At 69.2% G+C, this 24,610-nt stretch carries 27 protein-coding genes; 17 read left to right on the top strand and 10 right to left on the bottom strand.

What is annotated here, in order from left to right; translation table 11 throughout:
• Positions 1 to 129 precede the first annotated feature (129 nt).
• Positions 130 to 1,065, bottom strand: coding sequence for a DNA-3-methyladenine glycosylase family protein (locus tag PGB26_RS01665; RefSeq protein WP_271638570.1), 936 nt, complete (start codon positions 1,063 to 1,065; stop codon positions 130 to 132).
• A 160-nt stretch (positions 1,066 to 1,225) separates the two neighbouring features.
• On the bottom strand, positions 1,226 to 1,915 hold the full coding sequence (locus PGB26_RS01660; protein ID WP_271638569.1) for a winged helix-turn-helix domain-containing protein: 690 nt from the start codon (positions 1,913 to 1,915) through the stop codon (positions 1,226 to 1,228).
• A gap of 339 nt (positions 1,916 to 2,254) precedes the next feature.
• On the opposite strand from PGB26_RS01660, the gene PGB26_RS01655 reads away from it, so the two are divergent.
• From PGB26_RS01655 to PGB26_RS01645, 3 genes are all read left to right on the top strand, one after another.
• Positions 2,255 to 2,563, top strand: coding sequence for a GNAT family N-acetyltransferase (locus PGB26_RS01655; RefSeq protein ID WP_271638568.1), 309 nt, complete (start codon positions 2,255 to 2,257; stop codon positions 2,561 to 2,563).
• A 94-nt stretch (positions 2,564 to 2,657) separates the two neighbouring features.
• Positions 2,658 to 3,818 carry an exonuclease SbcCD subunit D gene (locus PGB26_RS01650; RefSeq protein WP_271638567.1) on the top strand — a complete coding sequence of 387 codons (1,161 nt, stop codon included), beginning with the start codon at positions 2,658 to 2,660 and terminating at the stop codon, positions 3,816 to 3,818.
• The gene (locus PGB26_RS01645; protein WP_271638566.1) at positions 3,818 to 6,868 is read left to right on the top strand and encodes an AAA family ATPase; all 3,051 of its coding nucleotides are present in this window, start codon (positions 3,818 to 3,820) and stop codon (positions 6,866 to 6,868) included. The genes PGB26_RS01650 and PGB26_RS01645 overlap by 1 nt, the downstream gene beginning before the upstream one ends.
• Here PGB26_RS01645 and PGB26_RS01640 read toward each other — a convergent pair whose 3' ends face one another.
• On the bottom strand, positions 6,869 to 7,426 hold the full coding sequence (locus tag PGB26_RS01640) for a phosphorylase family protein (RefSeq protein ID WP_271638565.1): 558 nt from the start codon (positions 7,424 to 7,426) through the stop codon (positions 6,869 to 6,871).
• Positions 7,427 to 7,475: 49 nt separating this feature from the next.
• Here PGB26_RS01640 and nadE point away from each other — a divergent pair, with 49 nt between their 5' ends.
• Positions 7,476 to 8,294 carry an ammonia-dependent NAD(+) synthetase gene (gene nadE / locus PGB26_RS01635; protein WP_271638564.1) on the top strand — a complete coding sequence of 273 codons (819 nt, stop codon included), beginning with the start codon at positions 7,476 to 7,478 and terminating at the stop codon, positions 8,292 to 8,294.
• An 80-nt stretch (positions 8,295 to 8,374) separates the two neighbouring features.
• Complete coding sequence (locus PGB26_RS01630) at positions 8,375 to 11,896, top strand: TM0106 family RecB-like putative nuclease (RefSeq protein ID WP_271638563.1); 3,522 nt, start codon at positions 8,375 to 8,377, stop codon at positions 11,894 to 11,896.
• 76 nt (positions 11,897 to 11,972) lie between these two features.
• Here the strand turns inward: PGB26_RS01630 and PGB26_RS01625 are convergent, their stop codons facing one another.
• The 5 genes from PGB26_RS01625 to PGB26_RS01605 all read right to left on the bottom strand — a co-directional run bounded on the left by PGB26_RS01625 (position 11,973) and on the right by PGB26_RS01605 (position 14,719).
• Complete coding sequence (locus tag PGB26_RS01625; protein WP_271638562.1) at positions 11,973 to 12,194, bottom strand: hypothetical protein; 222 nt, start codon at positions 12,192 to 12,194, stop codon at positions 11,973 to 11,975.
• A gap of 110 nt (positions 12,195 to 12,304) precedes the next feature.
• Positions 12,305 to 12,937: a uracil phosphoribosyltransferase gene (gene upp / locus PGB26_RS01620; RefSeq protein ID WP_271638561.1), complete on the bottom strand. Its 633-nt coding sequence runs from the start codon at positions 12,935 to 12,937 to the stop codon at positions 12,305 to 12,307.
• A 9-nt stretch (positions 12,938 to 12,946) separates the two neighbouring features.
• Entirely contained in the window at positions 12,947 to 13,096 is a 150-nt protein-coding gene (locus PGB26_RS01615) for a hypothetical protein (RefSeq protein ID WP_177243889.1), read from the bottom strand.
• Positions 13,097 to 13,191: 95 nt separating this feature from the next.
• Positions 13,192 to 13,647, bottom strand: coding sequence for a tRNA adenosine(34) deaminase TadA (tadA, locus tag PGB26_RS01610; RefSeq protein WP_271638560.1), 456 nt, complete (start codon positions 13,645 to 13,647; stop codon positions 13,192 to 13,194).
• A 100-nt stretch (positions 13,648 to 13,747) separates the two neighbouring features.
• The gene (locus PGB26_RS01605; protein ID WP_271638559.1) at positions 13,748 to 14,719 is read right to left on the bottom strand and encodes a cation diffusion facilitator family transporter; all 972 of its coding nucleotides are present in this window, start codon (positions 14,717 to 14,719) and stop codon (positions 13,748 to 13,750) included.
• A gap of 78 nt (positions 14,720 to 14,797) precedes the next feature.
• Between PGB26_RS01605 and proC the strand changes: the two genes are divergently transcribed.
• Positions 14,798 to 15,637, top strand: coding sequence for a pyrroline-5-carboxylate reductase (gene proC / locus PGB26_RS01600; protein WP_271638558.1), 840 nt, complete (start codon positions 14,798 to 14,800; stop codon positions 15,635 to 15,637).
• 137 nt (positions 15,638 to 15,774) lie between these two features.
• Here proC and PGB26_RS01595 read toward each other — a convergent pair whose 3' ends face one another.
• The gene (locus tag PGB26_RS01595) at positions 15,775 to 16,437 is read right to left on the bottom strand and encodes a potassium channel family protein (protein ID WP_442922998.1); all 663 of its coding nucleotides are present in this window, start codon (positions 16,435 to 16,437) and stop codon (positions 15,775 to 15,777) included.
• 1 nt (position 16,438) lies between these two features.
• Positions 16,439 to 17,860 carry a TrkH family potassium uptake protein gene (locus tag PGB26_RS01590; RefSeq protein WP_442922997.1) on the bottom strand — a complete coding sequence of 474 codons (1,422 nt, stop codon included), beginning with the start codon at positions 17,858 to 17,860 and terminating at the stop codon, positions 16,439 to 16,441.
• Between the two features lie 91 nt (positions 17,861 to 17,951).
• On the opposite strand from PGB26_RS01590, the gene PGB26_RS01585 reads away from it, so the two are divergent.
• The 11 genes from PGB26_RS01585 (at position 17,952) to PGB26_RS01535 (ending at position 24,601) form a co-directional block, all read left to right on the top strand.
• Positions 17,952 to 18,368 (top strand): ArsR/SmtB family transcription factor, encoded by a 417-nt coding sequence (locus PGB26_RS01585; RefSeq protein ID WP_271638556.1) that lies wholly within the window; start codon positions 17,952 to 17,954, stop codon positions 18,366 to 18,368.
• 82 nt (positions 18,369 to 18,450) lie between these two features.
• Complete coding sequence (locus PGB26_RS01580; RefSeq protein WP_271638555.1) at positions 18,451 to 18,642, top strand: helix-turn-helix domain-containing protein; 192 nt, start codon at positions 18,451 to 18,453, stop codon at positions 18,640 to 18,642.
• A 114-nt stretch (positions 18,643 to 18,756) separates the two neighbouring features.
• On the top strand, positions 18,757 to 18,855 hold the full coding sequence (locus PGB26_RS01575; protein ID WP_003792170.1) for a 30S ribosomal protein bS22: 99 nt from the start codon (positions 18,757 to 18,759) through the stop codon (positions 18,853 to 18,855).
• An 81-nt stretch (positions 18,856 to 18,936) separates the two neighbouring features.
• On the top strand, positions 18,937 to 19,230 hold the full coding sequence (locus tag PGB26_RS01570; protein ID WP_271638554.1) for a rhodanese-like domain-containing protein: 294 nt from the start codon (positions 18,937 to 18,939) through the stop codon (positions 19,228 to 19,230).
• On the top strand, positions 19,227 to 19,490 hold the full coding sequence (locus PGB26_RS01565) for a glutaredoxin family protein (RefSeq protein WP_271638553.1): 264 nt from the start codon (positions 19,227 to 19,229) through the stop codon (positions 19,488 to 19,490). Before PGB26_RS01570 ends, PGB26_RS01565 begins: the two co-directional genes overlap by 4 nt.
• Positions 19,487 to 19,786, top strand: coding sequence for a Dabb family protein (locus tag PGB26_RS01560; protein ID WP_271638552.1), 300 nt, complete (start codon positions 19,487 to 19,489; stop codon positions 19,784 to 19,786). Before PGB26_RS01565 ends, PGB26_RS01560 begins: the two co-directional genes overlap by 4 nt.
• A gap of 127 nt (positions 19,787 to 19,913) precedes the next feature.
• Positions 19,914 to 20,732 (top strand): transporter substrate-binding domain-containing protein, encoded by an 819-nt coding sequence (locus PGB26_RS01555; protein ID WP_271638551.1) that lies wholly within the window; start codon positions 19,914 to 19,916, stop codon positions 20,730 to 20,732.
• A gap of 34 nt (positions 20,733 to 20,766) precedes the next feature.
• On the top strand, positions 20,767 to 21,564 hold the full coding sequence (locus PGB26_RS01550) for an amino acid ABC transporter permease (RefSeq protein WP_271638550.1): 798 nt from the start codon (positions 20,767 to 20,769) through the stop codon (positions 21,562 to 21,564).
• Positions 21,561 to 22,316 (top strand): amino acid ABC transporter ATP-binding protein, encoded by a 756-nt coding sequence (locus PGB26_RS01545; RefSeq protein WP_271638549.1) that lies wholly within the window; start codon positions 21,561 to 21,563, stop codon positions 22,314 to 22,316. The genes PGB26_RS01550 and PGB26_RS01545 overlap by 4 nt, the downstream gene beginning before the upstream one ends.
• Before the next feature lie 61 nt (positions 22,317 to 22,377).
• On the top strand, positions 22,378 to 23,202 hold the full coding sequence (locus PGB26_RS01540) for a sulfite exporter TauE/SafE family protein (protein ID WP_271638548.1): 825 nt from the start codon (positions 22,378 to 22,380) through the stop codon (positions 23,200 to 23,202).
• Positions 23,203 to 23,329: 127 nt separating this feature from the next.
• Positions 23,330 to 24,601: an ABC transporter substrate-binding protein gene (locus PGB26_RS01535; RefSeq protein WP_271638547.1), complete on the top strand. Its 1,272-nt coding sequence runs from the start codon at positions 23,330 to 23,332 to the stop codon at positions 24,599 to 24,601.
• The last annotated feature ends 9 nt before the right edge of the window (positions 24,602 to 24,610 follow it).

Here is a 24,610-nt window from a genome sequence, read left to right as displayed (position 1 = left end):
CGAGACTGGCCCTCCGAAGCGCTGTCTCGTGCTGGAGCACAAGTCTCGCCGGAAGCGGGACGATAGGGTGCTGCGGTCTCTGTCGGCGAGGCGCCGAGCGGCCGCTTCGCGGCGTATCACCGCTGAGGCTCAGTGGCCGCGGTGGTCTTCGGGGGCGAGGCGGGCGCCGCGGCGCGGCTCGCGGGATCCGGATGCCCAGATCAGCCGGATGATGCGCTGCCGGTGCCCGGTCCACGGGGCGAGCAGCTCGAGCATCCCGTCGTCGTCGGTGCGGTGACCGGTGAGCGCGAAGCCGACCTCGTGCGCGAGGTGATAGTCGCCGACGCTGACGGCATCGGGGTCGCCCAGCGCACGGATGCGCGTCTCGGCGGAGGTCCACGCACCGACGCCGTGCAGGCTCGTCAGCACGCGGTCGCGGTCGGCCCCGTCGACTGCGGCGAGAGTCGCGCGCTCGACGCTGGCGCCGCGCCGCGCGGCGGCGACGATCGTGCGCGACTGCGGCGGCTCGACCGCCGCCCGGTGCCATTGCCACGACGGAATCCCCCGCCACACCTCGTGTGAGGGGGAGGCGAACATGGGCCGCGGGGTCGGGCCGGGCGCGCGCTCGCCGAATCGGCTCACGAGGTACCGCCACGCCCCGAACGCCTGCATGCCAGTGACCTTCTGCTCGATGATCGCGCAGACGAGGGCGTCGAAGACACGATCGGTTCGCGCCATCCGGATGCCCGGGTGCCGCCGCGCGACGTCCTCGAGCCTGGCGTGGCCGACGACGAACCCCGAATCGTCGTCGTCCGAGCCGCAGAGCCGCGGAACGGTGTCGAGCGCCTCTGCGGCTCCCGGGCCCCAGGCGGCTGCGTGCACCTCGCCGGAGGCCTGCCGGAGACAGAGGGTGGCGACCCCGGCATCCGTCCGGAAAGCCATCCAGATGCGTCCGCCGTCGATGATCATCGCGGGATCGGACCCGCCGCGGCGGAGCATCCCGACCGTGCGATGCAGGTCGAGCGGATGCCCCGGCCGGTAGACGCTCTCGCGCGCAGGCGCGGGAGCATCCGTCATCAGGGTCATGCCAGAACCCTACGCGGCGCCCCTGACATCGTCTCTCGGCATCGGCCGAAGCGCCGAGACCCCTAACTGTCGCCGACACCCCCTGCTGCGAACGCCCGTACCTGGGGGTATCAGCAGCAAGCGGGGGTCTCGGCGGAAGTGAAGGCGCCGAGGAGAAGCGTCAGAAGCGGTCGGGCGAGGGGGCGCCGTGACCGTAGCGGATCGACACGTCGGCGTGACGGTCGAAGCGGTACCCGACGCCGCGCACGGTGCGCACGATGTCTTCGTGGCGGCCGAGCTTGGCGCGCAGGCGACGCACGTGCACGTCGATGGTGCGCTCGCCGGGCGCCTCTTCGTCGGACGACGCCTGCCACAGGGCCGAGACGAGCTCGCTGCGCTCGATGGTGCGGCCTTCGCGAAGCACGAGGTACTGCAGCAGCTCGAACTCCTTGTAGGTGAACGAGGCGGACTCGCCGTCGAGCAGCACGCGCTTGCGGGAGATGTCGACGACCACGCCGGACTCCTCGTCCTTCTCCTCCTCTACAGCGGCGTTGGCACGGGCGATCGCGCCGGGCTCGTGCAGGGCGAGGCGCACGACGTCGAGGTCGCGGCCGCCGGCCGACTGCGGCGCGAGGGCGACGGTGGCGTGCGTCTCGGCGCCAGGAGCGAGCTCGGCGAGCGTGCGGCGCAGCGCGTCGACGAGCACGGGGAGGCTCACGCCGGCCGATGCGGCCTTGATCTCGTCGATGCCGACGTAGAGCGCGAATCCGCGCGGCGAGCGGACGGAGGGGAGATCGGCGGCGGCGTCTGCGGGGGAGACGACGCGGACGGGGGCGGTGACGGGACGCTCGAGGAGGGCGGTGTTCGACATGATGATGGATCCTTCACGGATATGAGCCGAGGGGCTCGGGATGCGTTGCACGAATGACCGGGCGGAGCCGGTGGGGTGATGAGCGCGAAGGGTGGGCGCTCAGAGACTCGTCCTCAGATCGAGGAGAATTCAGCGAGTCAGGCTGGGTGGTTGCGCCTTAGCAACACATTCGGCAACACATGCCAACGCGACCGGGCATCATCATCCCGGCAGTCCCGTTCGCCTCCTGGGCGGACAGAGGGCTTGCGTTGGTGGTCATGGGGGCGATTATTTCCCACTGAGACCTTCCATGTCAAAACGTGACAATCCTGCCTGTGAAACACGACGTAACGTTGTGGGGTGAGTTCAACCCCGGATGCCGCCGATTTCGTGTTCCTCGACGAGAAGGATGCCTCGCGCTGCACTCTCACGCGCGACGGCGAACTGGTAAGCGTGCTCGACTATCGCGACGACGGCACGACCGTCGCGATGACCCGGGCGTACACGATCCCGACGCACCGCGGGCACGGATATGCCGCCAGGGTGGTGGCGGGCGCCGTCGCCGAGATCGAGGCTCGCGGCGACCGCCGGATCGACCCCGTGTGCTGGTACGTCGCCGACTGGTTCGACGCGCATCCCGACAAGCGGCATCTGCTGCGGCGCCGCTGAGTCGCGGCGGGTGGCAGCTCGCCCGAGCGCCCGGGGTGAGCGGAGCGCGGCACGCCTCGGACGCGATGTCGGAGGCGGTACGTACCGTGTGGGTATGCGCATCCTGCACACCTCCGACTGGCACATCGGCCGCACGTTCCACGGGCATTCGACGCTCGAGGCGCTGGCCGAGGTGCTCGACGCGCTGGTCGCGCAGGTGCGTGAGCACGCGGTCGACGTGGTGATCGTCGCGGGCGATGTGTTCGATTCGGCCACGCCGGCAGCATCCGCGTACACGCTTCTCGACGACGCGCTGCTGGCACTGCATGAGACGGGCGCCACCGTCGTCATGACGAGCGGCAACCACGACTCCGCCGCCCGGCTGGGGTTCCACTCCCGTCTGCTGCGCGACGGCATCCACGTGCTCACCGATCCGCGCGCGATCTCGACCCCCGTCACCGTGCACGACGAGCACGGCCCGGTGCACTTCTTCGGCATCCCGTATCTCGAGCCGGCGATCGTGCGGCAGCACTGGAACGACGACGAGCGCGCGCTGCGCACCCAGGCGCAGGTGATGCAGCACGCCATGGATCTGGTGCGCGAGGGCATGGCGACCAACGCCGGTCGATCGGTCGCGGTCGCCCACTGCTTTGCCGCGGGCGTCGAGGTGACCGCAGGGCTCGAGCGCGAGGTGCGCCAGGGCGGTCTCGACATGGTGCCCCTGGCCGGCTTCGACGGCCCCGATTACGTGGCCCTCGGGCACATCCACGGCCGCCAGCAGCTGAGTGACCGGGTGCGTTACTCGGGCGCGCCGCTGCACTACAGCTTCGGCGAGCAGCACAAGCAGCGCGGCTCGTGGCTGGTCGACCTCGATGCCGATGGCCTCGCGACGGTGGAGTGGCTCGATCTGCCCGTACCGCGCGCCCTCGTGACTCTCACCGGGCCGCTCGACGAGATCCTCAGCGACGACAACGCCGCCCGTCACTTCGATGACTGGGTGTGCGCGATCTACACCGACGCCGTGCCGCAGCACGAGCCGATGCGGCGGCTGCGCAAGCGGTTCCCGTTCTGTGCGCTGGTGCAGCACCAGCCCGAGGGGGCGGATGTCGCCCACGAGCGCTCCTACACGCAGCGACTGCGCGCCGCGGTCAGCGACGCCGACCGCATCGAGGCGTTCCTCGAGCACGTGCGCGCTGGACAGGGAGCGACCGACCGCGAAGCCGAGCTGATCCGCGAGGTGCTCGATGACCGGGTGCGTGCCGAGGCGCTCGTCTGATGCAGCTGCATCGCCTCGAGATCGAGGGGTTCGGGCCATTCCGCGAGCGCCAGAGCATCGACTTCGACGCTTTCGCCGACGACGGCATCTTCCTGATCGCGGGGCGGACGGGCGCCGGCAAGTCGAGCATCCTCGACGCGGTCTGCTTCGGACTGTACGGCGGAGTGCCCCGCTACGAGAAGGGCGGCGAGAGGCGGCTGCGCAGCGACCACTGCGAACCCGACGACATCACCGAGGTCGTCGTCGAGTTCAGCACGGTCGCCGGCCGGTATCGCGTCGCGCGCTCGCCCGAGTACCAGCGACCGGCCAAGCGCGGCGGAGGGCTCACCAAGCAGGCCGCCGCAGTCTCGCTGGAAGAGCTCACGGACGCTGGCTGGGTGGGGATCGCATCTCGCGCCGTCGACGTCGCGAACGAGCTGAATGAGATCCTCCAGCTCACCCAAGAGCAGTTCCTGCAGGTCATCCTGCTCGCGCAGAACAGGTTCGCCGACTTCCTGCTCGCCGACAGTCGCGAACGCCAGGCGCTGCTGCGCCGCCTGTTCGGCACCGAGCGGTTCGCCGACTACCAGGCGCGTTTCGACGAGCATCGGCGCGAGGCCGAGAGCGCGCTCGGCGGCAGCAGAGCGTCGGTCGACGCGCGCCTCGACGAGGCCGAGCGCATCGTCGCCGACGCCGAGCTGTGGGGCGACGATGCGGCTGCCTCGCCTGAGACGACGGATGCCAGGATCGAGCATCTTCGCCTCGCCATCGCCCGCGCCGACTACCGTGTCGAGCGGCTCGGTGCCGAGCGGGATGCTGCCGAGAAGGCGCTGGCGTCGGCCGACGCGGCGCTGACGACACTGAAAGAGCAGCGTCAGGCGCAATCCGAGCGCGAACGTGCGCGCTCGGCGCTGGCGGCGCTGGACGCGCAGGCAGACGAGATCGCGGATGCCACGACTCGGCGTGATCGCGCCCGCGCGGCCGCAGCTCTGCGCCCTCTCATCGTCGCGGCGACCCGGGCATCCGTCGCTCGAGCCGCCGCAGCGCAGACCGAGCAGCGAGCCGTCGCCGCCGCGGATCCCCTTCGCACAGACCAGGAAGCGGTTGCGCAGAAGGCGACCCGACCGGACGCTGCCGCGCACCGCGCGAAACCCGACCGCATACGCGCCGTCGAGTACCGCGAGCTGGCATCCGAGCGCACTCGAGAGTGCGGTGCCTGGCAGCAGGCAGCCGAGCTCGAGGCCGGTGCAGCCCGGCGCGCCGCAGACCTGATGGCGGCGCAGACCGCGGCGACCGCGGCGACCGATGCGCTCGCCGCCCTCGAGGCCGAGCGCGACGCGCTTCCGGCCGAGATCGACGCGCTGACCACCGAGCGCGACGCGGCCCGACGCGACGGCGACCAGCTCGGCAGCGCCACTCAGGCCGTGGCGCTGGCCGAGAAGCAGCACGCGGGCGCCGTCGATGCCGAGCGGCTGCGTGCGGCGGTGGCCGCAGCGGCGTCGACCGAGTCCGACGCGTCCGATGCGCACACCCGCGCTCAAGGCGAGCTCGCGCAGCTGCGCCGGCGCCGTCTCGACGGCTACGCCGGCGAACTCGCCACGGCCCTCGTCGACGGCGAGCCCTGCGCCGTGTGCGGCTCGACCGCGCACCCGGCTCCGGCCGCGCACGCCGACCCGGTGTCGGCCGACGACATCGCCGCCGCCGAGGTCGCGCGAGACGCGGCCACGACCGCCGAGCGCGCCGCATCGCGCGCCCTCGCCGAGCGCACCGCCGAACTCGCCGCCGCCGTCGAGCGCTCCGGCGGACTCGGCGTCGACGACGCGAGCGCACAGCTCGCCCAGGCCCTCGCCGCCCGCGATGCCGCGGCAGCCGCCGCCGCACGCGCCGGGCAGCTCAGCGACAGGCTCGACGGGCTGCAGCGCAGTCTCGCAGACCTTGAACGGCGCCGGACAGCGGCATCCGAGGCGCTCGCCGCATGCCGCACCGAGCTGTCGCTCGCCGAGCAGCGCAGCGCCGACGCCGACGCCGCGATCGAGCGCGCTCGGGGAGATCACGACACGGTCGCCGACCGGCTGGCCGAGGCACGAGAGCAGATCGCGCTCGCCACCGCGGCCGCCGACGCGATCCAGGCGCACGCGGACGCCGCCGAGCACGAGCGCGCCGCAGTCGCCGAGCTCGCCGAAGCGCTCGAAGCCTCCGTCTTCGACGACGCGACCGAGGCTGAGCAGGCCATGCTCGGCGCCTCGGAGCTCTCGGCCCTCGACGAGCGCATCACTGCCTACGCGGTGGACGTGACGAAAGAACGTGCGCTCCTGCTCGACCTCGAGATGCGCATGCTTCCCGACGAGCCGATCGACCTCGCGGCCGCCGAACAGGAGGCGCTGCGTGCCCGCGCCGCCTGGCAGGATGCCGTCGACGCCGACAGTCAGGCGCGCAGCGTGCAGAGGGGCCTCACCGCGACCGTCGACTCCGCCGCTCACGCCCACGAGGCATCGGCCGAGCAGGCCGCCGAGTTCGAGGTGATCCGAGGTCTGGCCGACGCGCTCGCCGGCCGGTCAGGCAACACGCACAAGATGAACCTCGAGACGTTCGTGCTCGCGGCCGAGCTCGAAGAGATCGTCGCCGCCGCCAACCTGCGCCTGCAAGACATGTCCGACGGCCGCTACCAGCTGCGTCACTCCGACGCGCTCGCAGCGCGCGGCGCGGCATCCGGGCTCGGCATCGTCGTGTTCGACGCGTTCACCGGGCAGACGAGGCCCGCGAAGTCCCTCTCCGGGGGTGAGACGTTCCTGTCGTCGCTCGCGCTGGCGCTCGGGCTGGCCGAAGTCGTCACAGCCCGCGCGGGCGGCATCCGGCTCGACACGCTCTTCATCGACGAGGGATTCGGCTCGCTCGACGCCGACACGCTCGAGACGGCGATGCGCACGCTCGACGAGCTGCGCCAGGGCGGGCGCACCGTCGGGGTGATCAGCCACGTCGAGGCGATGCAGGAGCAGATTCCCGCTCAGCTCAGCGTGCGCACGCTGCCCGACGGGCACAGCGTCATCGATGCGCCGCGGCGATCGAGCTGATCAGAGCGGGTACTCGCTGCGCATGTGCTCCCAAAGCTTCGCGCTGCACGCCGCGACGACGTCATCCCACACCTGCGTCGCGCCGTCTTGAGCGCGGTCCGAGACGACGCGCATCACCCGGATCGGCACGTCGAACTTCTGCGCCACCCAGATGAACGAGAACGTCTCCATGTCGACGAGCACGCCGCCGAGTCCACGGATGCGCGCCACGGCGTCGGCGTCGTCCACGAAGATGTCGCCCGTCGCGATGGTCACGCCGTCACGGCCGGTCTCGACCCGCGAGGGCAGCGACACGTGCTGTCCGACCACGCCGTCGAGATCCTGCACGTCGTGCTGGATCGCCGCGCTCACGTCGTAGATCCCCGACTCGACCGAGTCGTCCACCGCGCCGGCGGTGCCGACCACGACGATCTCGTCATAGCGCTTCGCGTCGAGTGCGCGGGTCAGCCCGTAGGCGGCCATGAGCTTGCCGGGGCCGGTCACCAGCCGGTCGAAGCCGGGGAGCTCGGCGGGGAAGGCCTGAAGTTCGGATGCCAGGGCGGCGACGAGAAGTCTCACGCTGCCATCCTCTCAGCTGGGGGAGACTGGTACCGACGAAGGAGGCGCCATGACCATGCAGCAGCAGATCATCGAAGACCTGGGCGTGAAGCCCGAGATCGACCCCGCGGCCGAGAACGAGAAGAGGATCAGATTCCTCGTCGACTACCTGCGCGCGACCGGCGCGAAGGGGTTCGTGCTCGGCATCTCCGGCGGCCAGGACTCGACCCTCGCCGGTCGGCTGGCGCAGCTCGCCGTCGAGCGGGTGCGAGCAGAGGGAGGCGAGGCGACGTTCCTCGCGGTGCGTCTGCCGTTCCGCGTGCAGGCGGATGCCGCGGACGCGGAATCGGCGATCGACTTCGTCGCGGCCGATCGCTCGGTCACGGTCAACATCCAGAACGGCGTCGACGGGCTCGAGCGCGACCTCGAGGAGGGGCTGGGGGCGAGCATCAGCGACTTCAACCGCGGAAACATCAAAGCCCGCATGCGGATGGTGGTGCAGTACGCGCTCGGAGGTCACGACGGGCTGCTCGTGATCGGCACCGACCATGCCGCCGAGGCGGTGACCGGCTTCTACACGAAGTTCGGCGACGGAGCGGCCGACCTCGTCCCGCTCGCCGGGCTCGACAAACGCCAGGGCCGTGCGATGCTCAAACAGCTCGGTGCCCCCGAGCACCTCTACACGAAGGTGCCCACCGCCGATCTGCTCGACGGCATGCCCGGGCGCTCCGACGAGGACGAGCTCGGCCTCACGTACGAGCAGATCGACGACTACCTCGAGGGCCGGGAGATCGAGCCGGCGGCCGCCGCGATCATCGAGCAGAAGTACCTCGCGTCCCGACACAAGCGGCATCTCCCCGTCGCTCCGGCCGACGGGTGGTGGCGCTGAGCACCCGCGCTGAGCACCGGGCGCCCGGTGATGTCCGAGCCTGCGGATAGTGTCGAAGGCAGGCAAGGGAGAGGGGCATCGTGCGGGTCATCGCAGCGGAGAATCGGGTCGTGTGGAGCGCCAGCGACCTGAAGCTGGCGGCGGAGTGCGAGTTCGCGTGGGCGCGCGCGCTCGATGCGAAGCTCGGTCGTGTTCCCGCTGTGGCAGAGCCTGAGGATGCCACGCTCGAACGGGCCGCGCGTCTCGGCGACCGCCATGAGGAGCAGGTTCTCGAGCGGTACATCATCGAACTGGGGGAGTCGGTCGACGGCGGTCCCGGCGTGGTCGTTCTGCCGAAGGTCTCCTCGGCGGATGCCGGTGAGCTGGCCGCCACGGTCGAGGCCACAGCGCGCGCGCTGCGGTCGGATGCCTCGCTGGTGTTCCAGGCAGCCTTCTCGACTCCCGAGTTCGTCGGGTTCGCGGACTTCATCGCGCGCGACGAGCCGCTGCCCGGAGAGAGTGTCGGGCGCTGGCGAGTGCAGGACTCGAAGCTCGCCCGCACGGCGCGCGCGACCGCTCTCATGCAGCTCGGCGCATATGTCGATCAGCTCGATCGGCTGGGCATCCCCCGCTCCGACGAGGTCGATCTGATCCTCGGTGACGGAACGATGAGCACGCACCGAGTCGACGACCTGCTTCCCCTGTTCCATGTGCGCCGGGCACGCCTGCGCAGCCTGATCTCCGACCGGCGCGTCGCCGACGGCGTCGCGGGCGAGCCGCTGGCCTGGGGCGACGACCGCGGCGATCTGCACATCACCGCCTGCGGGCGCTGCGCGACGTGCGACGAGCAGGTGACGGCGCACCGTGACCTGCTGATGGTCGCTCGCATGCGTCCGGTGCAGCGACAGCGACTGCGCACAGCGGGCATCCGTTCGATCGATGATCTCGCCGCCGCGGCAGACGCGCCAGAAGGGATGAACGCCGATACCTTCACCGCGCTGCGCGCACAGGCGCGACTACAGGCGGGGGTGTCAGGCGAGTCCGACGCCATCCCGCCGTTCGAACTCGTCTCTGCCAACGCCATCGGGCTGATGCCGCGCCCCAGTCGGGGCGATCTGTTCTTCGACTTCGAGGGCGACCCGCTCTACACCGAGCCCGCTGCGCCTGGTGAGATCCCGCGGTGGGGCATCGACTACCTGTTCGGGTGGACCGACAACGCCGAGCAGTACTCGGCTCTCTGGGCGCATACGTTCGCCGACGAGAGGGCTGCGCTGCTCGACTTCCTCGAGTTCGTGAAGCTGCGACGGCAGACGCATCCCGACATGCACATCTACCACTACGCGCCGTACGAGACCTCGCACCTCTCGGCGATGGCGGCGCGGCACGGCGTCGGAGAGGCAGACGTCGACCGGCTGCTGCGCGAAGGCGTCTTCGTCGACCTGTACCCGATCGTGCTGCGCTCGGTGCGCATCGGATCGCGCTCGTACTCGATCAAGAAGCTCGAGCCGCTCTACATGGGTAACGAGGTGCGCACGAGCGACGTGCAGAAGGGCGACGACTCGATCGTCCAGTACGTGCAGGCGCGCGAACTGCGCGCATCCGGTCGGGAGGTCGAGGCGCAGGCCATTCTCGATGACCTCGCCGACTACAACCGCTACGACTGCGTGTCGACCAGACGACTGCGCGACTGGCTGATCGGCCTCGCCAGAGAGGCCGGCGTCGTCCCCGCTCCGCCGGATGACCCCGAGACGCGGGCCTACGAGCCGTCGCCGCTGTCGCTCGCGCTGCAGACCGAGGCGGGCCGCGCGGGCGACGAGGCGAGTGCGGCGTCGTACCGGGTCGCGGCTGCGGCGATCGACTACCACCCGCGTGAGGCGAAGAGCTTCTGGCAGGGGCACTTCCAGCGACTGCGTGAACCGGTGTCGATGTGGGAGTCCACGCGCGACGTGCTGCGCATCGATGCGACGGTCAGCCGCGTCGACGCCGACTGGGCGGTCGACGAGGGTCGTCGTGCCCAGACCAGGCTGGTTCGGCTGCGCGGCGAGGTCGCACCCGGCAGCACGCTCGGCGTCGGAGGGCGGCCGTTCGCGCTATACGGGGTGCCGACACCGTTCGACGCGCCCGCACCCGCGCGCGTCATCCACGTGCCGCACGAGGTCGAGATCGTCGAGGTGCTCGACGACGGCTACATCGTGCGCGAGCGCACCGTGCAGGGCCAGGTGTGGGAAGAGCTGCCGCTCGCCCTGGCGCCCGCCGCGCCGCCGAACGTGCTCTCGCAGCAGGGGGCCATCGAGGAGTGGGCGGCCGCTCTGCATCACGCGGCGCCCGTCTTCCCGAACGACGCCGCCACCGACATCCTGCGCCGCGTCGCGCCGCGCACCGTCTCCGGCGGGGTGGTGCCCCCGGTGGAGGAGGACGGCGATGTCGTCGACGCGATCGTGCGCGCCGTGCTCGATCTCGACGACAGCTACCTCGCCGTGCAGGGGCCTCCCGGCACCGGCAAGACGTACACCGGATCGCACGTGATCGCGCGGCTCGTGCGTGAGCATGGCTACCGCATCGGGGTCGTCGCGCAGTCGCATGCCATCGTCGAGAACCTGCTCGAACGCGTCGTCGCAGCCGGGGTCCCGGCAGAGCAGGTCGCGAAGGCGCCTAAGAACCCGGATGCCGCTGCGCCCGCGTTCACGGTCATGCGCAAAGACGGCATGGCGGCCTTCCTCGCTGAGCACGCGCAGCAAGGCGCGGTCGTCGGCGGGACAGCCTGGGACTTCAGCAACACCCGGCGGGTCGACCGGAAGGGTCTCGATCTGCTGGTGATCGACGAGGCCGGCCAGTTCTCCCTCGCCTCCACCATCGCCGTCGCCGCCGGTGCGAAGAGGCTGCTGCTGCTCGGCGACCCGCAGCAGCTTCCGCAGGTCAGTCAGGGCACGCACCCCGAGCCGGTCGACACATCCGCGCTCGGCTGGGTGATGGACGGCTCGTCGGTGATCGACCCGCACTACGGCTACTTCCTTCCTCAGTCGTGGCGCATGCATCCGGCGGTGGCCGCGCCCGTCTCCCGACTGTCGTACGCGAGCCGGCTGGCATCGGCGGCGGGTGCCGAGCAGCGCCTCGTCGACGGCGTCGAACCGGGCCTGCACGTCGTGCCCGTGCGGCACCGCGGCAACGCGACCCAGTCGGCCGAGGAGGCCTCCGAGGTGGTGCGCATCGTGCGCGATCTCATCGGGCGCAGGTACGTCGACGGCATGTGCGACGACCCGCCGCGCCCGCTCGAGCAGCCCGACATCATCGTCGTCGCTCCCTACAACGCGCAGAAGCAGCTCATCCACGACGAGCTGTCCGCGGCTGGGTACGGCGATGTCGCGGTCGGCACGGTCGACAACTTCCAGGGCAAGGAGGCGGTCGTCTCGATCACCTCGCTGGCGGCGTCCAGCGGGCGCGACGCGCCGCGCGGACCGGAGTTCCTGCTGTTGCAGAACCGGCTCAACGTCGCCATCTCGAGGGCGAAGAGCGTCGCCTATCTCGTGCATTCGCCGGCGCTGCTCGACGACCTGCCCTGGACACCCGAGGGCGTCGCGCGACTGAGCGCCTTCGCGCATCTCGTGGGCGCCGATCGCGAATGACCTCGGCGTCGCCCCGTTCGGGTCGCGCTCGGTCAACGATCGCGTGGTCGCCCGCGGATGGATGCGGGAGGCGTGGTCACATCGAGACGTCGTTCTCGATGTCTTCGGCCAGGTCGTCGATCGCCTCGGGCCGCAGCCGCACGCCGGCCTCGTCGAAACGCTCTTCCAGAACGTTGCTGACGTCGTCGTCGACCTGGCCGTGCCTGATGTCGTCGCGAACCTCTTCGACGACCTGCTCCACCGCCTCGGTGTCGTCGTCCGTGCCCGCCGTCTGGTTCTGTTCGACATCCCGTGTCATGACGTGATGATCGTCGGCCGTCGTGGCCGACTCCACCCCCTTGACGCCCAGGATCAGCGCCGACAAAGGCGGACGAGCGCGTCGAGCCGGGCGGGCTTGCCGAGGCGGGATCAGACGGTGCCGTACAGGCGGTCGCCCGCGTCGCCGAGTCCGGGCACGATGTAGCCCTTCTCGTCGAGGCGCTCGTCCAGAGCGCCGAGCACGAGCGTCACCTCGGCGTCGCCGACCATCTTCTCGATCGCCGCGACGCCCTCGGGGGTGCCGAGCAGGCAGATCGCCGTCACGTTCTTCGCACCGCGATCGAAGAGGAACTGGATCGCCGCCGCCAGCGAACCGCCCGTGGCGAGCATAGGGTCGATGGCGAAGCACTGCCGGTCGCTGAGGTCGTCGGGCAGGCGCTCGGCGTAGGTCGTGGGCTCGAAGGTCTCTTCATCGCGCACCATGCCGAGGAATCCGACCTCGGCGGTGGGGATCAGCTTGACGAGGCCCTCGAGCATCCCGAGACCGGCGCGCAGGATCGGCACGACGATCGGACGCGGCTCGGCGATCTTCACCCCCGTCGTCGTCGTGACCGGGGTCTTCACCTCGATCGGTTCGACCTTGACGTCACGCGTCGCCTCGTAGGCGAGCAGCGTCACCAGCTCCTCGGTCAGCTGACGGAAGACCGGAGATGAGGTCCTCTCATCCCGCAGCACGGTGAGCTTGTGAGTGATGAGCGGGTGATCGGCCACATGAACGCGCATGGGTACAGATTACTTGCCGACCGTATGGGCACCAGCACGGGCGGCGCGGCGCTTCTTCTCGGCGGCGTTGATGCGCTTGGCATTCGCCGCCACGACCACCGATCCGATCAGAGCCGGAAGCGTCATCAGCATGATCACGAGCGCGGGGCTGTTGTCCATGTCTTCACGCTACGGGCGCGCGGGCGGTTCATCATCCCTCTCACGGGGGAGATTCCCGGCTCCGCCGGGCGGCGGATGGATGCGGCGGGTGCCGCTCAGCGCCGTGTCTCGAAGAACGCCTGCAGCTGCGCCGTCGCCTCGTCGGCCCGGATGCCCCCGACGACCTCAGCGCGATAGGGCAGGCGCCGGTCGCGCAGCACGTCGTACATCGAACCCGCCGCACCCGCCTTGTCGTCCCAGGCGCCGAACACGACGCGGCCGATGCGGGCCTGCAGGATCGCGCCCGCGCACATGATGCACGGTTCGAGGGTCACCACGAGGGTGTGCTGCTCGAGGTTCCACCCGCCGTGCTTCTCGGCGGCAGCGCGCAGCGCGATGATCTCGGCGTGTGCGGTCGGATCGTGCGTCTGCTCGCGGAGGTTGCGCCCTTCGCCGATGACGGCGCCGCGCGCATCCAGTACCACTGCCCCCACCGGCACGTCGCCGGCTGCACCCGCCTCGGCGGCGAGCACGAGGGCACGACGCATCGCATCGAGGTCCGCGGCGGTCATGGATGCGAGCCTAGCCTCCGGGCGTCGGCAGGTCCCATCTGGTCGCATCGAGCGGGGTGAGGCGGCCATATGGGCCGACTGGCCGAAGCGGCCGACAGGATCAGTCCGACGACGGGAAGACGAACGCGTCGGTCGAGGGCTCGGGATCGAGTGCCGGACGATACACGTCGGGCTCGAGGTAGATCACGCGGGCGGCGGGAACGGCATCCCGGATCCGCACCTCGATCTCGTCGATGTCGGCGGCCGCCTCGCGCACGGTCTTGTCGGCCGTGAACGCCAGCTTCGCCGCGACCATGAGCTCGTCGGGGCCGAGGTACAGGGTCTTGATGTGAATGAGCTTCTCGACGTCGGGTCCGCCGACGATGGCGTCGACGATGCTGTCGTGGTCGGCTCGGTTCGCGCCTTCGCCGATGAGAAGGCTCTTCGTCTCGATCGCCAGGACGATCGCGATCAGGATCAGCAGCAGGCCGATCATCAGCGTGCCCAGCGCGTCGTACAGCGGGTTGCCGGTGACGAGGGTGAGCCCCACGCCGAAGAGGGCGAAGGTCAGGCCGATGAGGGCGCCGGTGTCTTCGAGCAGCACGACGGGCAGCTCGGGAGCCTTCGACCGGCGGATGAACGAGATCCACGACTGGCCGGGCTCACGCACCGCGTTGCTCTCGCGCACCGCGGTGCGAAGCGACGTCGCCTCGAGCACGATCGCGATCAGCAGCACGGCGAGCGGAAGCCACCACCACGTCTGGTCGATCTCGTGCGGGTCGACGATCTTCTCCACGCCCTCGTACACGGCGAACAGTCCGCCGAGCGAGAACAGGATGATCGACACGACGAAGGCCGACACGTACCGTTCACGGCCGTATCCGAACGGGTGCGCTCGGTCGGCATCGCGGTTCGCCTTGCGGTTGCCGAGCATGAGCAGCAGCTGGTTGCCCGAGTCGGCGACCGAGTGGATCGCCTCGGCGAGCATCGACGCCGAGCCCGACAGAGCCCACGCGATGAACTTCGCCAGGGCGATGCCCATGTTCGCCAGGAAAGCCGCGATGATCGCCTTGGTGCCGCCGGATGCGCTCATGGTCCGAGTCTACGACGACGGCGTCTGTCGATCGTGAGGGCACGACGCCCCGCAGGCAGCGCTCGTAGGATGGCGGGTATGGCCGATTCCCTCCCCGCAGTCGCGTTCCTCGGAGCAGGTTCGATGGGAGGTGCGATCCTGCAGGGCGTCGTCGCGTCAGGCGTTCAGGTCGACGGCGGGATCGTCGCGACCAATCGCACCCGCGAGAAGGCGGATGCCCTGGCTTCGCTTCCCGGGGTGACGAGCATCGCCCTCGACGAGAACCCCGCCGGCAACACCGATGCGGCGGCAGCGGCGCGGATCATCCTGGTCGGCGTGAAGCCGGCCATGGTGCCCGACCTGCTGCGCGAGATCGCCCCATCGCTGCGCGACGACGCGATCGTCGTGAGTCTCGCCGCCGGCGTCACCCTGGCGACCTTCACCGAGGCGCTCGGCGAGGGCGTGCGCACCGTGCGATCGATGCCGAACACCCCGGCCACGGTGGGTCGGGCCGTGACGGGCATCGCCGCAGGACCCGCGGCGACGGACGACGACATGGCGCTGGTGCGCGCGCTGTTCGAGAAGGTCGGAGCGGTCATCGAGGTGCCCGAGTCGCAGATCGACGCGCTGTCGACCGTCTCGGGATCGGGTCCCGCCTACGTCTTCCTGCTGATCGAGAAGCTCGCGGAAGCTGCGCGGGGGATGGGCTTCTCGGATGCCGATGCCCGCCTCATGTCGGAGCAGACCTTCATCGGCGCGGCCGCCCTGCTCGCGGCATCGGGCGAGGACCCGGCGGAACTGCGCCGCCGCGTCACCAGCCCCAAGGGCACCACCGAGCGGGCCGTGGCCGTGCTGCAGGACGCCCGTCTCGACGACGTCTTCGCGGAGGCGACGGCCGCTGCACTGGCGCGCGCGAAGGAGCTCGCCGCGGGTTCGTGAGCTGCGGGTCTTCGCATCCGTTCTCGGGGATCCACCGAGGCAGGTGATCAACCGGACGCAGGAGGATCTGCACAGAATCGGCCTGCGCTCGCGTGTTCTCCTACCTCGAAGATCGAGGGGACACGCAGATCCGGCGGCTACCGGTCGAGGCCGGCGAACCGCTCGATGTCGACGTTGGTGCCCGAGACGATGATGAGGTCGTGGTTGGTGACCACGGTGTTCGCCTCCGCATAGCGGAACGGCTTACCGGGGCTCTTCACACCCACGACGGTCACGCTGTACTTGCTGCGCACGCCGGATTCGTTCAGCCGCACGCCGCGGATGAACTTCGGCGGGTACATCTTGGCGAGCACGAAGTCGTCGTCGAAGCGGATGAAGTCGAGCATCCGCCCGCTGACCAGGTGGGCGACGCGCTCGCCGGCCTCCCGCTCGGGGTAGATGACGTGATTCGCGCCGACGCGCGCGAGTATCTTGCCGTGCGACTGCGAGACGGCCTTCGCCCAGATCTGCGGCACCTTCAGGTCGACCAGATTCGCGGTGATCAGCACGGATGCCTCGATGAGCGACCCCACGGCGACGACGGCCACCTGGAAGTCCTGGGCGCCGATCTGCCGCAGCGCGTCGATGTTGCGGGCATCCGCCTGCACGGTGTGGGTGACTCGCTCCGACCACTTCTGCACGAGTCCCAGGTCGCCGTCGATCGCGAGCACTTCGCGATCGAGACGGTCGAGCTCTCCGGCGCAGGCGGCGCCGAAGCGGCCGAGTCCGATCACGAGCACCGGGGCGTCGCCCCGCACCATCTCAACCAACGATCGGCCTTTCGACGGGCAGCGAGTAGAGCTGCGAGCGGGATGTCGCGGCGACCGCCGCGGCGAGTGTCACTGTACCAACGCGCCCCATGAAGATGGTCGCGGCGAGGACGTAGCTGGCGGAGTCCGGAAGCTCGGCGGTGAGACCCGAGCTGAGTCCCACGGTGCCGAAGGCCGAGATCACGTCGAAGAGCACGTCGATGATGTCTGCCTTGGTGATCTGGGCGATGATGACCGTCGAGAGGGCGACGATGGTCGCGCCCCACGCCACGACCGACAGTGCGACGCGCTGCACGTCCGACGGGATGCGACGGCCGAACACCTCGACCGACTGGCGTCCCTTCGCCTCCGACCAGACCGCGATGGCGAGGACGGCGAGCGTGGTCACTTTGATGCCGCCGGCGGTGGATGCCGAGCCGCCGCCGACGAACATGAGCATGCACGCGACGAGCATCGAAGAGCCGTTCAGGTCGGACATCTCGATGACGTTGAACCCGCCCGAGCGGGTCATCGCCGACAGGAAGAGCGCGTTCATGGTCGTCTCGCCGGCGTCCATTGAGCCGAACGTGGCGGGGTTGTCGAACTCCAGCAGGAGGAAGACGGCTGCGCCGAGCAGGAAGAGCAGCCCGGTGGTGATGAGCGTGAGCTTGGAGTGCAGCGACCAGCGCTTCACGTGCCACACGTGCTTGGCGAGGGTGTAGATCACCGGGAAGCCGATGCTGCCCAGGAACATGCTGATCATCAGGATGGTCAGCACGAGATAGTCGTCGGCGAAGACGGTGACCCCGCCCGCGTTGGGGGTGAAGCCGGTGTTCGTGAACGACATGGCCGCGTAGTACGGCGCCTCCCACAGGGCGGCGAACGGGTCGATTCCCGCCCATACGAGCGCGGGGTAGAGCAGCACTGCGACGCTGAGCTCGATCACGAGGGTCGACAGGGCGACCGTGGTGAGCAGCTGGCCGACCTCACCCAGCCGCACGGTCTGGCTCTCGTTGACCGGACCGCCGTGCGCGCGCATCGGGTTGGTGTCGCCGGCCGCGAGCAGCTTGGCGCGCAGGCCGAGCCGCTTCGAGATCACCATGCCCATCACCGACGCCAGCGTCAGCACGCCCATGCCGCCGATGTTCACGCCGATGAACAGCAGCACGTTGCCGAACGGCGACCAGTGGCTGGCCATGTCGACCGTCGCGAGCCCGGTGACGCAGATCGTCGACATCGCGGTGAACAGCGCGTCACTCAGCGGCGTGACCGTGCCGTCGGCCGACGCGATCGGCAGCGAGAGCAGGCCGGTGAAGATGAGGATGAGCGAGGCGAAGATGATGATCGCGAAGCGCGACGGTGATGACGTGACCAGGTGCTTCGTGCGACGGCCGAAACCGCGCATGGTGGTCTGAGGGGAGGATGCCGACCCCATGCCCGACATCGTTCCCCTTCCTTCGTCTGCCGGCGCCGCTCGCCGAGCCCTCGTCATGGTACTCCGCCGCGGCGCCTACTACCCTGAGGGGATGACCGACATCTTCGACGTGATCGCGGACGGCACGAGGCGAGACATCCTCCGGCTGCTGCTGAGCGAGTCGGCCGAGGGCGACGGCGGCACCAGCGTGACGCAGATCGTGAGCCGGCTGGGCATCAGCCAGCCGACCGTGTCGAAGCATCTGAAAGTGCTGCGCGAAGCGAGCCTGGTGACGGTGCGGGAAGAGGGCCAGCGCCGTTTCTACAGTCTCTCCGTCGGTCCTCTCGAAGAGGTCGACGACTGGCTGGTGCCGTTTCTGGTCGATGCCTACGGCGACCAGGCGCCACTGATCGACATCCCGTTCGCGCCGCTGCCGGCCAAGACCGCGCACGCGGCCGAGGTCGTCGGGCGAGCCGCAGCCTCGGCGAAGCACGTCGTGACGTCGGCCCTGAAGAAGCTCGGCACGTAGCCGCGAGTCACATCCGTCTCACGTGTTTACAGCTGTCGCAGCAACCCCATATGCTGTGCTTCAGCAGAAAGGGGTGCTGGGGATGCCCGACGTTCACGACGTTCGATTCCTGACGGTGGCCGAGGTCGCCGAGATCATGCGCGTGTCCAAGATGACCGTGTACCGCCTCGTGCACGCCGGTGAGCTGCCGGCCGTGCGCTTCGGGCGCAGCTACCGCGTGCCGGAGTCCGCCGTGGCCGACGCCATGCGCACGCCGGATGCCGATGTCGGCTGACGGCCGATTCGGGCGGCGTGCGACCGTTTGCTAGAATCGTCCGAGGCATTTTTTCCGTGCCCGTACCCGGGTGCCGTTTCCGTGGCATCCAACCCCTGACTTAGTGAGGTTTCCGTGGGTTCAGTCATCAAGAAGCGCCGCAAGCGCATGGCGAAGAAGAAGCACCGCAAGCTGCTTCGCAAGACTCGCCACCAGCGCCGCAACAAGAAGTAAGCGGCACGACACCGAGCGCCCCTCATGGCTCCTGAGCCGGTCGAAGGGGCGCTTCGTGTCTGCGGCGACAGAAGGAGAACCATGAAGTCGATCACCGTCGACCAGCTCGCGCAGCGTGAGGGCGTGCCGCTCATCGATGTGCGCGAGCGGCACGAGTTCGACGCCGGGCACGTGCCGGGCGCGATCAACCTGCCGATGTCCGAGCTGGGTGGTCGCCTGGACGAGCTGCCCGGTGAGGCGTTCGACGTGATCTGCGAGCTGGGCGGGCGATCGGCGCGGGTGGTCGAGGCGCTCTCGGACCGCGGCCACGACGCCACGAACGTCGAAGGCGGCACCGCGGCCTGGGTCGCCCAGGGGCGTCCGGTCGCGCAGTGACGACGCTCACCATCATCGGCAAGCCCGACTGCCACCTGTGCGAGGTCGCCGGCGAGGTGGTCGACGCCGTCGTCGCCGAGATGCCGGATGCCGCTGCCGAGCGCCTCGAGATCGTCGAGCAGTCCATCGCGGACGATCCTGCGCTGTACGAGCGCTGGTGGGAGAAGATCCCGGTCGTGCTGATCGACGGTGAACTGCACGCGCACTGGCGCGTCTCGCCGGATCGGCTTCGCCACGCACTCGAGGAGGCCATGAAGTGATCCGTCACGTCGTCAGCTGGAAGCTGGCCGCGGAGGATGCCGCCGTGCGCGCCGAACAGGCCGCTGAGGTCGCTCGCCGTCTCAACGCGCTCATGGGCGTCGTCCCCGAGCTGCGCGCGGTGTCTGCCGGCGCGAACGTCGCTCACCCCAACGTCAACTGGGACGTGACGCTGGTCGCCGACGTGGACTCGCTCGACGCGCTCGATGCGTACCAGGTGCACCCGGCGCACAAAGAGGTCGGTGCGTACATCAAATCGGTGGTCGCGTCGCGGGTCGCCGTCGACTTCGAGATCTGACCCCGCCGACAGTGCAACGCAAATGTGATGGCATCGCCGCCCCCGGGCTGCCACGATGCTCGGCACCGCGTGACAAGATGTGTTCAACCCGCCCGTGGGCGCAAGCCCCCGTCACGAAGGAGTGGCCATGAAGCGCCGTCCCCTCATCCTCGGCACCGCCATCGCTGCCGCTGCCGTCCTCGCTCTCTCCGGCTGCGCGAGCAGCTCAGACTCGAACGGTGACGGCGACACGTCGGCATCCGGATCCGAGTACGGCCTGGTGACGCCGGGCACGCTGTCGGTCTGCTCCGACATCCCCTACGCTCCGTTCGAGTTCGAAGGGGGCGACAACGGCACCGGATACACCGGCTTCGACATCGAGCTGCTGGCCGCGGTCGCTAAGAAGCTCGACCTGAAGCTCAACGTGCAGGACGTGGGCTTCGATGCTCTGCAGTCCGGCACGACGCTGGCGGCGGGCACCTGCGACGTCGGCGCGTCCGCGATGACGATCACTGATGAGCGCAAGGCCAACATCGACTTCTCCGAGCCCTACTACGAGTCGCTCCAGTCACTGCTCGTCCGCACCGACTCGGGCATCAAGGGGATCGACGACCTGAAGGGCAAGACGGTCGGCGTCCAGCAGGGCACGACGGGTGAGAGCTACGCCAAGGAGCACGCCGAGGGCGCTGAGCTGCTGCAGATGGGCTCCGACGGCGACCTCTGGCCCGCGATGCAGGCCGGCCAGCTCGACGCGATCCTGCAGGACCAGCCGGTCAACCTCGAGCACGAGAAGGCCGACGAGAGCTACAAGATCGTTGAGGAGTACAAGACCGACGAGCAGTACGGATTCGCCTTCGAGAAGGGCAAGAAGGACGCCCTGCGCAAGGCAGTCGACGACGCGCTCCAGGAGCTGAAGGACGACGGCGACTACCAGAAGATCTACGACCAGTTCTTCACGGCGAAGTGACCCTCGCAGCACCCCGCCGGGGAGGAACGCGACCATGGCGCTGAAGCGCACGCAGAAGCAGAAGCTGTACCGGTACGCCGTCTATGCGGTGCTCATCGCGATCGCGGTGTGGGTCGCGCTGACGGCGAACTGGGCGCGCCTCGGTCCGCTGTTCTTCAATCCCGAGGTCGCGGTCAGAATGCTTCCGGGCATCATCACGACCGGACTTGTCAACACGCTGTGGTTCACCGCAGTCGCGTTCCTCGGCGGTCTGCTGCTCGGCATCGTGTTCGCGCTGATGAAGATGTCGGTCATCGGTCCGTTCCGCTGGATTGCGACGATCTACATCGAGCTGTTCCGCGGGCTGCCGGCGATTCTCACGATCTTCGCCATCGCTTTCATCCTGCCGATCGCGGTCGGCGTGCCCGGAAAAGATCTCGGCGGGCCGGTGGTGCTCGGCCTGATCGGTCTGGTCCTCGTGGCGTCCGCCTACATGGCCGAGACCATCCGGGCGGGCCTGCAGGCGGTTCCCAAGGGGCAGACCGAGGCCGCGCGCTCGCTGGGGATGTCGCCCATGGCGACGACGTTCTGGATCGTGATTCCGCAGGGTTTCCGCATCATCATCCCGCCGCTGACGAATGAGTTCGTGCTGCTGCTGAAGGACACCTCGCTGCTGTTCGTGGCGGGAACCTTCATCTGGTCGAAGGAGCTCACGACCTTCGCCCGCGACGCCTCGACGCAGAACGCGAACGGCACGCCGCTGATCATGGCGGCGCTGCTGTACCTGATCGTGACGATTCCGCTCACGCGCTTCACGGCGTGGTTGGAGCGGCGGATGGCGAGGGAAAGATGAGCACGGACCTGATCGATGTCCACGCACCTGCGATCGATATCCAGGGGCTGGTCAAGTCCTATGGCGACAACGAGGTGCTCAAGGGCATCGACCTGACGGTGCTGGGCGGCGAAGTCGTGTGCATCATCGGGCCGTCGGGATCGGGGAAGTCCACGCTGCTGCGGTCGGTGAACCTGCTCGAGCAGCCGACCGACGGTCACATCCTCATCGAGGGCATCGACGTCACCGATGAGGACACCGACATCGACCGGGTGCGTCAGCGCATCGGCATGGTGTTCCAGAGCTTCAACCTGTTCCCGCACATGTCGGTGCTGGGCAACCTGACGATCGCGCAGCGGCGGGTGAAGAAGCGCAGCAAGGCCGAGGCCGAGCAGGTCGCCCGCGAGATGCTCGGGCGCGTGGGACTGGCCGCGAAGGCGGATGCCTTCCCCAGCCACCTCTCCGGCGGTCAGCAGCAGCGCGTCGCGATCGCGCGGGCGCTGTGCATGAACCCCGACATGATGCTCTTCGACGAGCCGACGTCGGCTCTGGACCCCGAGCTGGTCGGCGAGGTGCTGCAGGTCATGCGCACCCTCGCCGACGAGGGGATGACGATGCTCGTCGTCACGCACGAGATGGGGTTCGCTCGGGAGGTCGGCTCGCGTCTGATCTTCATGGACGGCGGGCACATCCTCGAGCAGGGCGACCCGCGCGAGGTGCTCGCCAACCCGCAGCACCCGCGCACCCAGGACTTCCTCTCTCGCGTGCTCTGAACCGCGGGGGCGCGCCCGTCGTGTCCGGCGAGGGCGCGCCGATCTGGCATCCTGAACTGTGATGGAGATCGGCGCGTTCCTCGGCCTCGAGCAGCTCACCTGGGGCGTGCTCGTCCTCGTGGTCATCGCCGCATTCGGCGCCGGGTGGATAGACGCCGTCGTCGGCGGGGGTGGGCTGCTGCAGCTGCCCGCCGTGCTGCTGATCCCGGGCATCACCCCGGTGCAGGCACTGGCGACGAACAAGCTCGGCTCGATCTTCGGCACGGCGACGAGCAGCGTCACGTACTATCGCCGCGCCAGGCCCGACATCCGCACCGCGCTGCCCATGGCGGCGATCGCGCTGGCGGGATCTTTCGGCGGAGCCGCCGTGGCGACCGTGCTTCCGGCATCCGCCTTCAAACCGATCATCGTGGTCGCGCTGCTGGCGGTCGCTCTGTTCACCGCGTTCAAGCCGCAGCTGGGCGCGGCGACCGCGCTGCGCTTCTCGGGCCATCGCCATCACATCACAGCCGGCATGGCAGGACTGGTGATCGGCTTCTACGACGGTCTCATCGGGCCGGGTACGGGAACGTTCCTCGTGATCACGCTCGTGGCGCTGCTCGGCTACGACTTCCTGCAGTCCAGCGCGAAGGCGAAGATCGTGAACTTCGCCACCAACGCCGGCGCCCTCATCCTGTTCATCCCGCATGGCGAGGTGCTGTGGCTGCTGGGCCTCATCCTCGGCGTCGCCAACACCGCGGGCAGCTACCTCGGCTCCCGGATGGCGATCTCGCGCGGATCGGGTTTCATCCGCGTGGTCTTCCTCGCCGTCGTGATCGTGCTGATCGCGAAGCTCGGGGTCGACGTGTGGAACGAGAACGTCGCGCCCCTGCTCGCGGAGCGATGATGCCGGCAACAGAACCCGGCATCCGGCCAAGCGTCCGGACACGACCCTTGCCACGACCGGTGTCTTCCCGCGTAGACTCCGAATTGCGCTCGCTCGGGCGCGCCAGTGCTCCCACGGAGGAGGGACGATGAGGTCACCAAGCTCGATGCGGATCATGGTCGGATTCGCCGGTCTCACTGCGGCGGCGGTCGCGCTCAGCGGATGCTCGGGATCGGGGGACCCCGGTGACGGCGACAAGATCACGCTCGAAGTGCAGTCGGCGATGGGGGAGGGGACGCCCCGCTACGAGGCGCTCAGCGCGCTCGCCAAGGCGTACGAGAAGGACAACCCCGACGTCAAGATCGACGTCGTCGCGCTGGGCAGCGACTACGAGGGCGACATGAAGGTGCGGATGGGCTCGGGCGACCTGCCCGACATCTGGGCCACGCACGGATGGTCGCTGCTTCGCTACAGCGAGTTCCTCGAGCCGCTCGACGATCAGCCGTGGGCGGATCAGCTCAACCCCGTGCTCGACTCGACGATGAAGAACGAGGACGGCGAGTTCTTCGCGCTTCCGCTGACGACCGACGTCGCCGGCATCCTGTACAACAAGAGCGTGCTCGAGAAGGCGGGAATCGACCCCACGTCACTCGGGACCATCGAGGCGTTCGACGAGGCGCTCGGCACGCTCAAGGGCGCAGGCGTCGTGCCCATCTCGAGTTCTGGCAAGGACGACTGGTTCGCCGGCAACGTCGCCGACTGGCTCGGGTCGGGCTCGTACGACGAGGCGCAGTCCGAGAAGCTGGCCGACGGCGAGTTCGTCGACAGCGGATTCGAGGAGATGTTCACCAAGCTCGACGAGTGGGCCAAGGCAGGCTACTTCAACCCCGACTTCTCATCAGCGACCAGCGATGACATCGCCGCAGCACTGGGACAGGGCACGACCGCGTTCGTGATGATCCAGAACACCCTCGCCCTCAGCGCGAAGGAGTTCGTGCCGGACGCCCAGATCGGGTTCATCCCCGTGCCCGCCATCAACGGCGACGAGGAGTACCTCATCGGCGGCGAGGGCGTCGCGCTCGGCGCGTGGCGCGACGGTGAGAACAAGGAGGAGGCGCTCGACTTCCTCGAGTTCCTCGCTGAACCGGAGAACATCGGTCAGTTCGCCAGCGATGACGGCAACCCCGCTGGTCTCACCGACATCGACGTCGACCTCGGCGACCTCTCCGACAGCTACGAGCAGTTCTTCACCCCGGGAGAGGTGCGCATGGTGCCGTACTTCGACCGCGCGTATCTGCCCAACGGCATGTGGAACACGCTGATCTCGACGACGTCGGGCATCATCACCGGGCAGACCGCGGTCGGCTCGGCCGTGAAGCAGGTCGAGGCCGAGTTCGGCACGCTGTACGGGCAGCAGTAGGTCACGCGA

The sequence above is a fragment of the Microbacterium sp. nov. GSS16 genome (assembly GCF_028198145.1).
Taxonomy (GTDB): Bacteria; Actinomycetota; Actinomycetes; order Actinomycetales; family Microbacteriaceae; genus Microbacterium.
This window is presented reverse-complemented; position numbering and strand designations above follow the sequence as displayed.

Coding starts and splice junctions, on each gene's coding strand:
- tadA (WP_271638560.1), bottom strand. CDS start 13,647: ATGACCGCCGCGGACCTCGATGCGATGCGTCGTGCCCTCGTGCTCGCC.
- PGB26_RS01660 (WP_271638569.1), bottom strand. CDS start 1,915: ATGTCGAACACCGCCCTCCTCGAGCGTCCCGTCACCGCCCCCGTCCGC.
- PGB26_RS01625 (WP_271638562.1), bottom strand. CDS start 12,194: ATGACACGGGATGTCGAACAGAACCAGACGGCGGGCACGGACGACGAC.
- PGB26_RS01535 (WP_271638547.1), top strand. CDS start 23,330: ATGAGGTCACCAAGCTCGATGCGGATCATGGTCGGATTCGCCGGTCTC.
- PGB26_RS01615 (WP_177243889.1), bottom strand. CDS start 13,096: ATGGACAACAGCCCCGCGCTCGTGATCATGCTGATGACGCTTCCGGCT.
- proC (WP_271638558.1), top strand. CDS start 14,798: ATGGCCGATTCCCTCCCCGCAGTCGCGTTCCTCGGAGCAGGTTCGATG.
- PGB26_RS01580 (WP_271638555.1), top strand. CDS start 18,451: ATGCCCGACGTTCACGACGTTCGATTCCTGACGGTGGCCGAGGTCGCC.
- PGB26_RS01645 (WP_271638566.1), top strand. CDS start 3,818: ATGCAGCTGCATCGCCTCGAGATCGAGGGGTTCGGGCCATTCCGCGAG.
- PGB26_RS01650 (WP_271638567.1), top strand. CDS start 2,658: ATGCGCATCCTGCACACCTCCGACTGGCACATCGGCCGCACGTTCCAC.
- PGB26_RS01570 (WP_271638554.1), top strand. CDS start 18,937: ATGAAGTCGATCACCGTCGACCAGCTCGCGCAGCGTGAGGGCGTGCCG.
- PGB26_RS01555 (WP_271638551.1), top strand. CDS start 19,914: ATGAAGCGCCGTCCCCTCATCCTCGGCACCGCCATCGCTGCCGCTGCC.
- PGB26_RS01540 (WP_271638548.1), top strand. CDS start 22,378: ATGGAGATCGGCGCGTTCCTCGGCCTCGAGCAGCTCACCTGGGGCGTG.
- nadE (WP_271638564.1), top strand. CDS start 7,476: ATGACCATGCAGCAGCAGATCATCGAAGACCTGGGCGTGAAGCCCGAG.
- PGB26_RS01545 (WP_271638549.1), top strand. CDS start 21,561: ATGAGCACGGACCTGATCGATGTCCACGCACCTGCGATCGATATCCAG.
- PGB26_RS01605 (WP_271638559.1), bottom strand. CDS start 14,719: ATGAGCGCATCCGGCGGCACCAAGGCGATCATCGCGGCTTTCCTGGCG.
- PGB26_RS01665 (WP_271638570.1), bottom strand. CDS start 1,065: ATGACCCTGATGACGGATGCTCCCGCGCCTGCGCGCGAGAGCGTCTAC.
- PGB26_RS01585 (WP_271638556.1), top strand. CDS start 17,952: ATGACCGACATCTTCGACGTGATCGCGGACGGCACGAGGCGAGACATC.
- PGB26_RS01550 (WP_271638550.1), top strand. CDS start 20,767: ATGGCGCTGAAGCGCACGCAGAAGCAGAAGCTGTACCGGTACGCCGTC.
- upp (WP_271638561.1), bottom strand. CDS start 12,937: ATGCGCGTTCATGTGGCCGATCACCCGCTCATCACTCACAAGCTCACC.
- PGB26_RS01595 (WP_442922998.1), bottom strand. CDS start 16,437: ATGGTGCGGGGCGACGCCCCGGTGCTCGTGATCGGACTCGGCCGCTTC.
- PGB26_RS01590 (WP_442922997.1), bottom strand. CDS start 17,860: ATGGGGTCGGCATCCTCCCCTCAGACCACCATGCGCGGTTTCGGCCGT.